10 protein-coding genes are annotated in these 13664 nt (G+C 52.0%); 7 read left to right on the top strand and 3 right to left on the bottom strand.

Going from position 1 to position 13664, the window contains the following annotated elements; all coding sequences use genetic code 11:
- Window positions 1–362: 362 nt before the first annotated feature.
- From potA to potD, 4 genes are all read left to right on the top strand, one after another.
- Window positions 363–1478, top strand: a complete 1116-nt coding sequence (gene potA, locus DDT52_RS08065; RefSeq protein ID WP_136155890.1) for a spermidine/putrescine ABC transporter ATP-binding protein PotA — start codon at window positions 363–365, stop codon at window positions 1476–1478.
- Window positions 1462–2322, top strand: coding sequence for a spermidine/putrescine ABC transporter permease PotB (gene potB, locus DDT52_RS08060; protein ID WP_136155889.1), 861 nt, complete (start codon window positions 1462–1464; stop codon window positions 2320–2322). The genes potA and potB overlap by 17 nt, the downstream gene beginning before the upstream one ends.
- The gene (potC, locus tag DDT52_RS08055) at window positions 2319–3095 is read left to right on the top strand and encodes a spermidine/putrescine ABC transporter permease PotC (protein ID WP_136155888.1); all 777 of its coding nucleotides are present in this window, start codon (window positions 2319–2321) and stop codon (window positions 3093–3095) included. The genes potB and potC overlap by 4 nt, the downstream gene beginning before the upstream one ends.
- Before the next feature lie 130 nt (window positions 3096–3225).
- Complete coding sequence (potD, locus tag DDT52_RS08050) at window positions 3226–4269, top strand: spermidine/putrescine ABC transporter substrate-binding protein PotD (RefSeq protein WP_136155887.1); 1044 nt, start codon at window positions 3226–3228, stop codon at window positions 4267–4269.
- A 68-nt stretch (window positions 4270–4337) separates the two neighbouring features.
- Here the strand turns inward: potD and prc are convergent, their stop codons facing one another.
- From prc to DDT52_RS08035, 3 genes are all read right to left on the bottom strand, one after another.
- Window positions 4338–6365 (bottom strand): carboxy terminal-processing peptidase, encoded by a 2028-nt coding sequence (gene prc, locus DDT52_RS08045; RefSeq protein ID WP_136155886.1) that lies wholly within the window; start codon window positions 6363–6365, stop codon window positions 4338–4340.
- A gap of 19 nt (window positions 6366–6384) precedes the next feature.
- Entirely contained in the window at window positions 6385–7119 is a 735-nt protein-coding gene (proQ, locus tag DDT52_RS08040; RefSeq protein ID WP_136155885.1) for an RNA chaperone ProQ, read from the bottom strand.
- Window positions 7120–7203: 84 nt separating this feature from the next.
- Window positions 7204–7710, bottom strand: a complete 507-nt coding sequence (locus tag DDT52_RS08035; protein WP_109054938.1) for a GAF domain-containing protein — start codon at window positions 7708–7710, stop codon at window positions 7204–7206.
- Window positions 7711–8055: 345 nt separating this feature from the next.
- Between DDT52_RS08035 and yebS the strand changes: the two genes are divergently transcribed.
- The 3 genes from yebS to rsmF all read left to right on the top strand — a co-directional run bounded on the left by yebS (window position 8056) and on the right by rsmF (window position 13513).
- Entirely contained in the window at window positions 8056–9372 is a 1317-nt protein-coding gene (yebS, locus tag DDT52_RS08030; protein ID WP_136155884.1) for a membrane integrity lipid transport subunit YebS, read from the top strand.
- Window positions 9323–11956, top strand: coding sequence for a PqiB family protein (locus DDT52_RS08025; RefSeq protein ID WP_136155883.1), 2634 nt, complete (start codon window positions 9323–9325; stop codon window positions 11954–11956). Before yebS ends, DDT52_RS08025 begins: the two co-directional genes overlap by 50 nt.
- A gap of 105 nt (window positions 11957–12061) precedes the next feature.
- Window positions 12062–13513 (top strand): 16S rRNA (cytosine(1407)-C(5))-methyltransferase RsmF, encoded by a 1452-nt coding sequence (gene rsmF, locus DDT52_RS08020; protein WP_136155882.1) that lies wholly within the window; start codon window positions 12062–12064, stop codon window positions 13511–13513.
- Window positions 13514–13664: the final 151 nt, after the last annotated feature.

The following is a 13664-nucleotide window of genomic DNA, read 5'->3' as shown; positions in this document are numbered from 1 at the left end:
TGCGTCAGGTCAGTTTTTACTGTGTTAGCGCCCTGAAGCGGGAAAACCGTAATTTCCACTATTCAGCCTCGTTTTCAAGGTAGCAAAATACGACAAAGACGTTGCCCCACCGGCCATATTTCACAGATTATCATCAAAAAAAGAACAATCATGAAATATTCAGATATCATTCCCCCGCCCCCTTTTATCAGGCAATCCAGATTCCCGGTCAGAAGTATGCCAACACAAGTTGGCGTTGAGCATCGTTTCCCGTAAAATGCCGCCCTCAACTGAGTTCGTAGGCTGAAAGGTGATAACCCTTGGCATGCATCACAGCGGATCTTCCGTGGACACGCCATACTTGGAAACAGAGCAATACCTTAATGAAAGATAACGCTTGCGCTACACCGGTCGTCGAGTTGATCGATGTCCATAAAAGTTTTGATGGCAAAGACATCATTTCTCACTTTAATCTCACCATTAATAACGGCGAGTTTCTGACCATTCTCGGCCCCTCCGGCTGTGGTAAAACCACCGTATTACGGTTAATCGCCGGTCTGGAAACCGTAGATAGCGGCAATGTTATATTAGAAAAACAGGATATTACCCACCAGCCTGCCGAGCAGCGGTACATTAATACCGTATTCCAAAGCTACGCCCTATTTCCTCACCTTAGCGTTTTTGACAATGTTGCCTTCGGCCTGCGGATGCAGAAAACGCCGGCGGCCGAAATTACCCCGCGCGTGATTGAAGCCCTGAAGATGGTGCAACTGGACAGTCTGGCGCAACGTCGTCCTCACCAACTTTCCGGCGGCCAGCAGCAGCGCGTGGCGATTGCCCGGGCGGTCGTCAATCAGCCGAAAGTTCTGCTGCTGGATGAATCGCTTTCGGCGCTCGACTACAAGCTGCGCAAGCAGATGCAAAATGAACTGAAAGCCCTGCAACGTACGCTGGGCATTACGTTTATTTTTGTGACGCACGATCAGGAAGAAGCGCTCACCATGTCTGACCGCATCGTGGTGATGCGCGATGGCCGTATTGAGCAGGACGGTACGCCGCGAGAAATCTATGAAGAGCCGAAGAACCTGTTTGTGGCCAGCTTTATCGGTGAAATCAATAGGCTTGACGCCATCGTGTTAGAACAAATTGACGAACAGCGGGTACGCGCTCGTGTGGAAGAACACGAGTGCGTGGTTACGGTCAATTTCCCGGTTAGCATCGGGCAGCACCTCAACGTGTTACTGCGACCGGAAGACCTGCGGGTGGAGGAAATCAATGACAGCACGCAGGCCGAGGGGATCATCGGGTATGTGCGCGAGCGAAATTACAAAGGCATGACGCTGGAATCCAACATTGAGCTTGAGAACGGCAAAATGGTGATGGTCAGTGAGTTCTTCAATGAGGACGACCCTGATTTTGATCACTCGCTCGATCAGAAAGTCGCCGTGACCTGGGTCGAAAGTTGGGAGGTCGTTCTGCACGATGAAGAAGCCGCGTAAACGCTTTCAGAACGCTATTATCACGATCATCGTCGCCTGGCTGGCGCTGTTCGTTTTCATGCCGAATCTGATGATTATCGGCACCAGTTTCCTGACCCGTGACGATACCGATCTGGTTAGTCTGGTGTTCACGCTGGACAATTACGCCCGTCTTGCCGATCCCATGTACGCCTCGGTTCTGCTGCATTCGTTGAATATGGCGGCGATCGCGACGCTTTGCTGCCTGATTCTGGGCTATCCCTTCGCCTTTATCCTGGCCCGCCTGCCAGAACGAATCCGCCCGCTGATGATGTTTTTGCTGATTGTCCCTTTCTGGACAAATTCACTGATTCGCATTTATGGGCTGAAAATATTTCTGAGCACGCGCGGACATTTGAATGAATTCCTGATGTGGACCGGCATCATTGATGCCCCCTTACGCATTATGTACACCTCCGAAGCGGTGGTGCTCGGCCTGATCTACATCCTGCTGCCTTTTATGGTGCTGCCGCTCTATTCAAGCATCGAGAAACTGGATAAGGCGTATCTCGAAGCCGCCCGCGATCTGGGCGCCAACAAGTGGCAGGCATTCATCCGTATCGTCATTCCGCTGACCATGCCGGGGATCATTGCGGGCTGTTTGCTGGTGCTGTTGCCGGCAATGGGGCTGTTCTTCGTCGCAGACCTGATGGGCGGAGCCAAAAACCTGCTGATTGGTAATGTCATCAAAAGTCAGTTCCTTAACATTCGTGACTGGCCATTTGGCGCAGCGACCAGTATCTGCCTGACCTTAATCATGGGGGTACTGCTGTTTATCTACTACCGCACGGCCCGCCTGCTGAACAAGAAAGAGGAACTGGCATGATTGGACGCCTGTTGCGTGGCGGATTTATGTCTATCATCTACGCCTATCTGTACATTCCCATCATTATTTTAATTGTGAACTCCTTCAATCAGGCACGCTTCGGCATTAACTGGCAAGGCTTTACGCTGGACTGGTATCGCCGGCTGCTGAACAACGACAGCCTGTTGCAGGCCGCCCAGCATTCGCTGACTATGGCGGTTTTTTCCGCTACCTTTGCCACGTTGATCGGCTCTCTGACCGCCGTTGCGCTCTATCGCTATCGCTTTCGTGGTAAACCGTTCGTCAGCGGCATGTTGTTCGTCGTGATGATGTCACCCGATATCGTCATGGCGATCTCCCTGCTGGTGCTATTTATGCTGTTGGGGATTTCACTGGGATTCTGGTCGCTGCTGTTTTCTCATATTACATTCTGTCTGCCTTTCGTCGTGATAACCGTCTATTCGCGTCTGAAAGGATTCGATGTTCGAATGCTGGAGGCGGCCCGCGATTTGGGCGCGAGTGAAGTCATAATTCTGCGAAAAATCATTCTGCCGTTAGCCATGCCGGCGGTTGCTGCCGGCTGGTTACTCAGTTTCACCTTATCCATGGACGACGTGGTCGTATCGTCTTTTGTCACCGGCCCGACATATGAAATTCTGCCGTTGAAAATATACTCGATGGTCAAGGTTGGGGTTTCTCCGGAAGTCAACGCGCTGGCGACGATGTTGCTCATATTATCGTTACTTTTGGTTCTCAGCAGTCAGTTGATCCTGCGCGACCGTACCAGGAAATAATATGGAATGCATGGCAAAACCAGGATTAGGAAAACTACATCACATTTAATCACTAGCCTGTAATACTTATACCCAACAGGTTTTAAAATAGCGGTATGTATCCTTTGGGAAATTTAAGGAGATAAACAATATGAAGACGTGGTCACATCTGCTGGCAGCCTGCACGCTGGCTTTGGGGCTTAGCAGCGCCAATGCCAACGACGGTAAAACTCTTTATTTCTATAACTGGACAGAGTATGTACCGCCCGGACTGCTGGAACAGTTCACCAGGGAAACGGGCATCAAGGTGATTTATTCCACCTATGAATCCAACGAAAGCATGTATGCCAAGCTGAAAACCTATCAGGACAGCGCCTACGATCTGGTCGTGCCTTCTACCTATTTCATCTCCAAAATGAGCAAAGAGGGCATGCTGCAAAAGATTGATACCAGCAAGCTCAACAACTTCCACAATCTTGATCCGAATCTGTTGCACAAATCCTTTGACCCTGACAACGAATACTCCGTCCCCTATATTTGGGGCGCAACGGCAATTGGCGTTAACGTTGACGCTATCGACCCGGCCAGCGTCACTCGCTGGGCCGATCTGTGGGACACCAAGTATAAAAACAGCCTGCTGCTGACTGATGATGCTCGCGAAGTGTTCCAGATTGCGCTGCGTAAGCTGGGCTATTCCGCCAATACCACCGATCCGAAAGAGATTGAAGCCGCCTATAACGAACTGAAGAAATTAATGCCTAACGTATTGACCTTCAATTCCGATAATCCGGGTAATCCGTTTATGGAAGGTGAAGTGAATCTGGGAATGGTCTGGAACGGTTCCGCGTATGTCGCCCGTCAGTCGGGTACCCCGTTGGATGTGGTCTGGCCGCAAGAAGGCGGTATTTTCTGGATGGACAGTCTGGCTATCCCGGCTAATGCTAAAAACGTCGATGGCGCGATGAAAATGATTAACTTCCTGTTGCGTCCCGAGATTGCCGCACAGGTAGCTGAGACCATTGGTTACCCCACACCGAATCTTGCAGCGAAGAAACTGCTGCCTGCCGAGGTGTCAGGTGACAAAACGCTGTATCCGGATGAAGAAACAATCAATAAAGGTGAGTGGCAAAACGATGTTGGCAGCGCCAGCACGCTGTACGAAACCTATTTTCAGCAGTTGAAAGCGGGTCGTTAATCTTTTGATGCTTACTCAACCCTCCCCTTCGCAGGGGAGGGTTGGCAAAAGCAAGCAAACAGAGAGATTTACTCTTTTTGCTCCTGCGCCAAATCCTGCGCAATGTGTACCGTTTCATCCAGGTAAGGATCGGGTGCCTGATAATCTTTTGGCAGATCTTCCAGTGATTTCAGCGGTTTTTTACCTTCCCTTGCCAGACGCTCGTTGATTCGTCCCAGACGCATCGCTTCGTCGTCTTCATTTTCCTTCTCACGCTGAGCAAGGTTGAGCGACACCGTGTTGCGTTTGTCTTTCGTCGAGTTATAGCGCGCGATATCCTGAGCGACATACTGGAATTCAGGATCTTTGGCAATCCGCTCCTGATGATACTCGTTCAGCGAACCGATCAGCGGTTTCAGATCGCCGCTCTTCGTGTAGTTAGCGGCTTTAATGCTATCCCACGGCAGCGCGTTATCTTCAAACTTCTCACCGGTATCAACCGTTTCCGTTCCGGTTGGCATCATCACATCTGGCGTGACGCCTCTCATCTGCGTGCTGCCGCCATTGATACGATAAAATTTCTGAATCGTATACTGAACAGACCCTAACGCCGGCCAGTCAGGACGCAACATCTGATCGTAAATGCGGTTCAGCGAGCGATACTGCTGTACCGTACCTTTACCAAAAGTCGGTTCGCCCACAATCAGCGCACGGCCATAGTCCTGCATCGCCGCCGCAAAGATTTCCGATGCGGATGCGCTGAAACGGTCTACCAGCACCACCAGCGGTCCTTTGTAATACACTATGCCGTCAGTATCGCTATCTTCACGAATTTTACCGTTATTATCGCGAATCTGAACAACCGGGCCGCTCGGAATAAACAGACCGGACAAACCGACCGCTTCCGTCAGCGCGCCGCCGCCGTTGCTGCGCAGATCAATAACAATGCTGCTGACATGCTGTTTTTCCAGCTTCTGTAGTTGAACCTTGACGTCATCCGTCAGGCCGACATAGAAACCAGGGATATCCAGTACGCCAACCTTCTCTTTGCCGACATTCTTGACCGACATCTTCACCGCACGGTCTTCAAGACGAATGCGTTCACGCGTCAACGTCACCGTCCGGGTTTTCGTCCCTTTACCCGCCGGCAGAATTTCCAGGCGAACCTTGCTGCCTTTCGGCCCTTTAATCAATGCGACAACATCGTCAAGCCGCCAGCCGATAACGTCCACCATCGGTTTGCCGGTCTGCCCCACGCCCACCACCCGATCGCCAACGGAGAGGCTTTTGCTCTTCGCCGCCGGACCGCCGGGCACCATGGAGTTAATCACGGTGTAATCGTCATCCATTTGCAACACCGCGCCAATACCTTCCAGCGATAGGCTCATTTCCGTATTGAACTGTTCGGTGTTCCTTGGAGAGAGATAGCTGGTGTGCGGATCGATTTCCCGCGCAAAAGCATTCATGGCCAACTGAAAAACATCTTCGCTGTTGCTCTGCGCCAGACGGCGAATCGCAAACTGATAACGTTTGGTCAGTGTTTCTTTGATATCTTTGTCATCTTTACCGGTCAGTTTCAGGCTCAGCCAGTCATACTTGACTTTGGCATCCCATAACCGATTAAGCTCCCCCGCATTTTGCGGCCAGGGCGCTTTGCTGCGGTCAAGATCGATGGTGTCGTTGCCGGTAAAGTCCATCGGCTTTTCCAGTAACGACAACGCGTATTGGTAACGTTCAAAACGTCTTTTTTGCGCCAGATTATAAAGCGCATAAGGGATATCCAGCTTACCTGATTTGATCTCCTCGCCCAGTTGCGTTTTCTTATTGGAAAACTGCGCAATATCCGATGCCAGCAACACATTGTGGCTGTAGTCGAGCATATTGAGATAGCGGGAGAAAATCTTCTCGGAGAACTGATCGTCCAGCATGAACTGACGATAATGGGAGCGCAGGAAACGTGACGCAACGCGATCGCTTACCGTTGCATGCTGAGGCTCCTGCTGAAGCTGAGGAATTTGCTCAGCGCGTGTAATATTTTCATTTGCATTTACATTTGCAAAACTGACGCCTGTCAACAGCAAACCCGCAATGGCGGTCATTCTGACTAAATTGTTCATGCCCAGGTTGGCCTCCGTATCAGAACTGCAAATGTTCTGCGCGCACAATCATTGCCAGACCTGAAGCCAACTGAACCCTGACTTCACCTTTGGCAATCTCAAGCACAGTAGCATCCATGGCATCTTTGCCGGCTCTGACCTTGATTTCCTGACCGATTTGCAGTTTGGAAACATCCGTAACCGCAACACGCTGAGGCTCGCTGACGGCGGGTTTGGCCTGCCGTGGCTGCGCTTTGACGGATTGCTGAGAAGATGACGTCGACTGGCGGAACGAGGACTGACGTGATTTACGCGGTGCGGTGTTGGCACCATCACGGTCACGACGCGGCGCGCTCTTTCCCTGAGGACGTGGGGTACGAGCGGATTCGGCGGATTCCCCGGCTGCTTCGCGTTTTTTGGCCAGTTGCTCAGCACGCTGTGCCTGAACCCGGGCTTTCGCTTCTTCCAGTTGCTTACGGGCATGATCGACATGCTGCTGTTCCAACTCGCCGCATGGATTTCCATCCAAATCCACGCGCTGAGCGCCCAGTTTAACGCCGTACAGGTAACGCCAGCTTGAGGTATAGAGCCTCAATGCAGAACGCAATTGCGTTTTACTCACGTTATCTGATTCCGGCACGCGCTCAACAAGATCTTGAAATATACCGATCTTTAACGGGCGAGTTTCACCCTCAGTAGTGAAACAAAGCGGGAATCGCTCTGCCAAAAAGGCAATGACTTCTTTACTGCTGTTCAACTTAGGTTGATTTTCCATGAAATTTCCTGATTACAACGGGTTTGCCAACCGGCGCAGGCATGAACAGGCGTCATTATAATGACGCCATCAGCAATTGCTACGTTATCCTTGTCTCAACGTGAGAGAATTGATAAAAGTCAGCACATCGCTCTCTTCAAGTTGAGCACAAAGTACGTTCACCACGGCTTTAAGACCCTCTTCATCATCCGCGTCAAACCGTTGATAAATCGTGCTATCAATATCTAAAACACCGATCAATCGACCGCTGACTATCAGCGGCAGGACAATTTCAGCGTTACTTGCTGCATCGCAGGCAATATGACCGGGAAAGGCATGCACATCATCTACGCGTTGGATTCGATTTTCAGCGATCGCCCGACCGCATACGCCTTTGCCCGCCGGAATACGGACACAGGCAACCCGTCCCTGAAAAGGTCCCAGGAACAGCGTATCGTTTTCCAGTAGATAAAAACCAGCCCAGTTAACCCCATCCAAACGCTCAAATAGTAATGCGCTACTGTTTGACAGTATTGTTATAAAACGATTTTCTCCCGCGATCAGCGATGACAAATCACGGGTTAAATCCTTATAAAATTCTTGTTTATTCATAATAATATGTAGTTGTCTTTTCAGTTCAGACAGATAACAGCATAAATCACAATACGAAAATACCCGCTACAGGATGCCATAAGATTTATTCATCCGCGCACGGAATTCTCCGCATTACCATGCAGGCAACGGGCATAATGTGCTATTTATGCGCCGAACACCATATCAACATCGCAACCGCGTATCTTATCCGCTATATGTCTTTTTCTCATAGCCATAAACCGCATAAATAAAGTGTAGCCGCGTTTTATGTCAGGCATCATTCAGTTACGCTATGGCAGCGTTCGGTTATGCGCCAGTACCTGATACACTAAAATGGTGCCTGTTCACCTGACAGCAGGAAATATGAAGATACATCACATAATCAGTCCTGCCCCTGTTCCGTCTTCCAGACCGCCGCGGGTGGACGGCATTACGGCGTCATCACAGACCATAGCGCGTTACCATCGCTGTCCGGAGTGCGATGCGCTCTTTATGATACCCGGACTCAAGCGCAACCAGACGGCCAACTGCCCGCGCTGCGATGCCAAAGTCAGTTCGGGGCTCGACTGGCCCATCTCCCGGCTGACCGCCATGGCCGTTGCCATGCTGGTCCTCATGCCGTTTGCTTTTACCGAACCGTTAATCAGCATTCGGCTGCTTGGCGTCACCATCAATGCCAGCCTGTTTGAAGGCATCTGGCAGATTACCCGGCAGGGAAACCCGGTAACGGCAAGCATGGTGGCTTTTTGTACCGTCGGCGTTCCGCTGACGCTGGTTTTCGCGCTGTTGTATCTGTTCTTTGCGCCGCGTATCGGCATGAACCTGCGTCCTATCCTGCTGATGCTGGACAGGCTGAAAGAATGGATGATGCTGGATATCTATCTGGTGGGGATGGCCGTGGCCGCCATCAAAGTCCGGGAATTTGCCGATGTCGAGCCGGGGCACGGCTTGATTGCATTTCTGGCGCTAATGGCATTGAGCGTTCTGACGCTGATCCATCTGAATACCGATCAGCTGTGGCAGCGTTTTTACCCCCGCCTGCGCCCGGTTATTTCACCAGAACACTATCGAATCTGTATCGCCTGCCACTTTACCAGTTCACCCGATAACCAGGGACGCTGCCCGCGTTGCCATGTCCCTTTGCGGTTGCGGCGACGGCATAGCCTGCAAAAATCCTGGGCCGCCCTGATTGCATCGGTCATTTTCCTGTTTCCAGCCAACCTGTTGCCGATCTCGATTATCTATGTGAACGGCGTTCGTACCGAAGACACCATTTTTTCCGGTATTCTCTCGCTGGCATCCGGCAATATTCCGGTGGCACTGGTGGTATTTATCGCCAGTATTCTGGTGCCTTTTACCAAGGTCGTAGTGCTGTTTAGTCTGTTGCTCAGTATTCATTTCCGGATCGAGCAAGGCATCATGGCCAGAATGCGGCTATTGCGAATGATTGCCTGGATCGGGCGCTGGTCTATGTTGGATTTATTTGTCATTGCGTTGACGATGTCGCTCGTCAACCGCGATCAACTACTCGCTTTTACGATGGGGCCCGCCGCTTTTTATTTTGGGGCGGCGGTGGTGCTAACTATCCTGGCCGTTGAATGGCTGGATAGCCGACTGATGTGGGATAACGATGCAAGACAACAAACCCGAGATATCAAATCAGGCAACAGTGAAGAATAAACATCGGTTTTCGCCTTTCTGGCTGCTGCCGTTAATTGCGCTACTGATTGCCGGCTGGTTGGTTTATACCAATCAAAAGGAGCGTGGAACGACGGTCACGATTGATTTCGTCTCCGCGGACGGCATTGTCGCCGGGCGCACGCCAGTTCGTTATCAGGGAGTTGAAGTCGGCACCGTGCAAGATATCAAGCTCAGTGACGATCTGCGCACCATTCAGGTCGAGGCCAGCATCAAAAGCGACATGGCCGATGCTCTGCGTACCGGTACGCAATTCTGGCTGGTGACCCCCAAAGCCTCCCTTGCCGGCGTCTCCGGCCTCGATGCGCTGGTCGGCGGCAACTACATTGGCATGATGCCGGGTTCAGGCGAACCACAGTCACATTTTTCCGCCCTGGATACACAACCCAAATATCGGGTGAATACCGGTGAGCTGTTAGTTCACCTGCAAGCCGATGATTTAGGTTCACTGAATAACGGCTCGCTGGTCTATTACCGCAAAATCCCGGTGGGGAGAGTGTATGACTATACGGTTTCGCAAGATCACCATAGCGTGACGATCGACGTTCTGATTGAGCGACGCTTTACCAATCTGGTGAAAAAGGACAGCCGCTTCTGGAACGTGTCCGGTTTCAATGCGGATATCAGCTTTAGCGGCGCCAAAGTTGAAATGGAAAATCTGTCCGCGCTGGTTAACGGCGCGATTGCATTCGATTCTCCGGAAAGCGGTGAAATAGCCAGCGCCGAACAATCCTACCGTTTATATCCCGATCTGGCGCAAAGTCAGCGCGGGGTGATGATAACGCTTGAATTGCCGTCAGGAGACGGGCTGGCCGAAGGCCGTACGCCGCTGATGTATCAGGGCCTGGAAGTCGGAACGTTGAACAAAATCACTCTGATTCCCGACAGCCAGCGGGTCAATGGCGAACTGATTATCGATCCCGCCGTGGTTTCCCTGATGCGTGAAGGCACGCGTATTGAACTGACCAAACCCAAACTATCACTTAACGATCTGAACATTTCCCGACTGCTCAACGGGCCGACGCTGACGTTGATTCCCGGAGAAGGCGGCCCCCGGCAACATTTTGAAGTGCTGGACAGCAGCCAGCAGCCGTTGTCGCAACCTGGCGCCCTCGCCATACAGCTGAACGCGGCGCAAAGCTATGGCATCGACAGTGGACAGCCTGTTTTGCTGCACGGCGTACAAATTGGTCAAATTGTTAAGCGCACGCTGGATGAACAAGGCGTCAGTTTTACTCTGGCGATCGAGCCACAGTACCGTCATCTGTTGCATAAGGACAGTAAGTTCATCGTCAACAGCCGGGTGAACGTTAAAGTGGGGTTGGACGGCATACAGGTGTTGGGCGCCAGTGCGCAGGAATGGGTAAGCGGAGGCATTCAGGTACTGCCTGGCAGCAAAGGTGACATCCTGACGAGTTATCCGCTTTTCAGCGACCTCGAAAAAGCACAGGAAGGCATTCGTGGGACGACCCCCTCACCGACCCTTACGTTAGTGACGGACAGCCTGCCTGATATTCAGGATGGTTCGATTGTGCTCTACCGTAAGTTTGAGGTGGGTGAAATCATGCACGTCCGGCCCAAAGCGAATTATTTTGAAGTCGATGTCTATATTCGTCCGGAACACCGCAAGCTGCTGACTGATAACAGTGTGTTCTGGGCCGAGGGCGGCGCGCGCGTACAGTTGAATACGTCGGGTTTAACCGTGCAGGCATCGCCGCTCAATCGTGCGCTGAAAGGCGCCATCAGCTTTGATAACCTCGAAGGCGCGCCTGAAATCAAAGGCGGTAAACGCGTCCTCTACAATAATGAGACGGCAGCCCGTGCGGTCGGCAGCCGAATCATCCTTCGTACTTACGATGCCAGCAAGCTGTCACCGGGAATGCCTATTCGCTACCTGGGTATCGATATCGGTCAGCTTGATTCACTGAAACTGTCCGACCAGCGTAATGAAGTCTGGGTGCAGGCGGTGCTTTATCCCGAATACGTGCGTAATTTCGCCCGTTCAGGCACGCGTTTTTCCGTGGTGACACCGGAAATTTCAGCGGCCGGCGTGAATCATCTGGAAACATTATTCCAGCCTTATATCAATGTTGAACCGGGCAGCGGCAGCGTCACTCGCAGTTTTGAACTACAGCAAGCAACCATTTCCGATTCACGCTATCAGGATGGATTAAATATCAGCGTGGATGCGCCGGAAGCTGGCGCGCTACAGGTGGGAACGCCGGTGTTATTCAGGGGTATTGAGGTGGGAACGGTCACCGGTTTATCGCTGGGGATACTCTCCGATCGCATCTCCGTTGCATTACGCATCAGTAAACGTTACCAGCATCTGGTAAGAGACAATTCCGTATTCTGGCTGGCTTCCGGCTATAACCTACAGTTCGGGTTAACCGGCGGCGTGATAAAAAGCGGCACATTCCAGCAGTTTATCCGTGGTGGTATCGCGTTTGCGACGCCGGCCACCACCCCACTATCACCGCAGGCGCAGGAAGGCAAACATTTCCTGTTGCGTAATGAAGAGCCAAAAGAGTGGCGTCAATGGGGAACGGCAATTCCGGCAAACTAAACGCTGTCAGGGGGCAGTGATACTGCCCCTGCCTGACCCACGCGGTAATCATTTTTATGGTAAACTCCGCCACTTAATCTTTATCGCTGTAATGGGACATCCCGCGTGGCTAAACAGACTCCGGCCAATTTACCTGTTGAATTTCTTGATGCAACGCGGGCGATCATGCCTGCCCAGCTTTCGATGGACGATTTTATTGCCGCCTGCCAACGACCGTTGCGCCGTAGCATTCGTGTCAATACGTTAAAAATCAGCATCGAAGCCTTCCTGCAACTGATTGAACCCTATCAATGGCAGCTTGACCCGATCCCCTGGTGCGAAGAGGGCTTTTGGCTGTCGAATGCAGACGATGAAAGTATGCGACTGGGCAATACGCTGGAACACCTGAGCGGCCTGTTTTATATTCAGGAAGCCAGTTCGATGCTGCCGGTCAGCGCTTTATTTCATGACCACGCATTGCCGCAAAAGGTTCTGGACGTTGCCGCCGCCCCCGGTTCCAAAACAACGCAAATTGCAGCCCGACTGAATAATCAGGGCGGGATTATCGCCAATGAATACTCCGCCAGCCGGGTCAAAGTGCTGCATGCCAACATCAGTCGCTGCGGCGTGAGCAATACAGCCATCACGCATTTCGATGGCCGGGTGTTTGGCGCGGCCTTACCCGAGTATTTCGATGCCATTCTGCTGGATGCGCCCTGCTCTGGCGAGGGCGTGGTTCGCAAAGATCCGGCAGCCATGAGTCACTGGTCGCCTGAAAGCATTGCCAGCATCGCCGCTACCCAGCGCGATCTGATTTTGAGTGCCTTCCACGCGTTAAAGCCCGGCGGCGTCATGATCTACTCTACCTGTACCCTGAACACACAGGAAAATCAGCAGGTTTGCCACTGGTTACGGCAGCAGTTTCCCAACGCTTGCGAGTTCGAGTCGTTAGCCGACCTCTTTCCGAATGCATCACAGGCCGCCACCGAGGAAGGGTTTTTACATGTTTTTCCGCAAATCTATGACAGTGAAGGATTCTTTGTGGCACGCCTGAGGAAAACGGCCAGCGTACCGCCGCTCCCCGCTCCGGGCTATAAAGTCGGTAAGTTCCCGTTTTCGCCGCTGAATGCCAAAGATGCAACGTTGATGATTCAGGCGGCAGAAAAGCAAGGTCTGACATGGGACCGCAATCAACACCAGCTATGGCAGCGCGACAGTGAAATCTGGCTGTTCCCCACCACGCTGATCTCTGCGTTTGGCAATATCAAATTCTCGCGGATCGGCATCAAACTGGCGGAACGCTTTCCCAAAGGCTATCGCTGGCAGCATGAAGCCGTCATTGCCCTGGCAAAAGCCGATGCCTGCCACGGTTATGCGCTGACACCCCAACAGGCCAGTGAATGGTTTCAGGGCAAAGACAGTTACCCGGACCACCTTCCCGTTGCGAATGAACTGCTGCTCACCTATCAGAATTGTCCCGTTGGTCTTGCCAAGCGTATTGGCAGCCGGATCAAAAACAACCTGCCGCGCGATCTGGTCCGGGATGGCGCCGGCGCTGCCGGCCCGGAGCGTCACTAAACAACGTTCTCATCTGCCCCCCGTGTTTATCCGGTGGTGATAAAACCACCGGATAAACGCGAGCATCCTCACTTCTCCAGCGTTTTCATCTACAATTGCCAGTAGCGTATCAGGAAATAACCGTTGCATTGAATGGTAGATACCCAGGCGA

This window comes from Brenneria roseae subsp. roseae, assembly GCF_003115845.1.
Taxonomy (GTDB): Bacteria; Pseudomonadota; Gammaproteobacteria; order Enterobacterales; family Enterobacteriaceae; genus Brenneria; species Brenneria roseae.
The sequence above is the reverse complement of the archived record's forward strand: the minus strand, read 5'-3'. Positions and strand labels throughout refer to the sequence as shown.

Bases quoted from the DNA above. Each gene is read 5' to 3' on its own strand.
- DDT52_RS08025 (WP_136155883.1), top strand. From the start codon at position 9,323: ATGCAAGACAACAAACCCGAGATATCAAATCAGGCAACAGTGAAGAAT.
- potC (WP_136155888.1), top strand. From the start codon at position 2,319: ATGATTGGACGCCTGTTGCGTGGCGGATTTATGTCTATCATCTACGCC.
- potA (WP_136155890.1), top strand. From the start codon at position 363: ATGAAAGATAACGCTTGCGCTACACCGGTCGTCGAGTTGATCGATGTC.
- DDT52_RS08035 (WP_109054938.1), bottom strand. From the start codon at position 7,710: ATGAATAAACAAGAATTTTATAAGGATTTAACCCGTGATTTGTCATCG.
- potD (WP_136155887.1), top strand. From the start codon at position 3,226: ATGAAGACGTGGTCACATCTGCTGGCAGCCTGCACGCTGGCTTTGGGG.
- prc (WP_136155886.1), bottom strand. From the start codon at position 6,365: ATGAACAATTTAGTCAGAATGACCGCCATTGCGGGTTTGCTGTTGACA.
- proQ (WP_136155885.1), bottom strand. From the start codon at position 7,119: ATGGAAAATCAACCTAAGTTGAACAGCAGTAAAGAAGTCATTGCCTTT.
- potB (WP_136155889.1), top strand. From the start codon at position 1,462: ATGAAGAAGCCGCGTAAACGCTTTCAGAACGCTATTATCACGATCATC.
- yebS (WP_136155884.1), top strand. From the start codon at position 8,056: ATGAAGATACATCACATAATCAGTCCTGCCCCTGTTCCGTCTTCCAGA.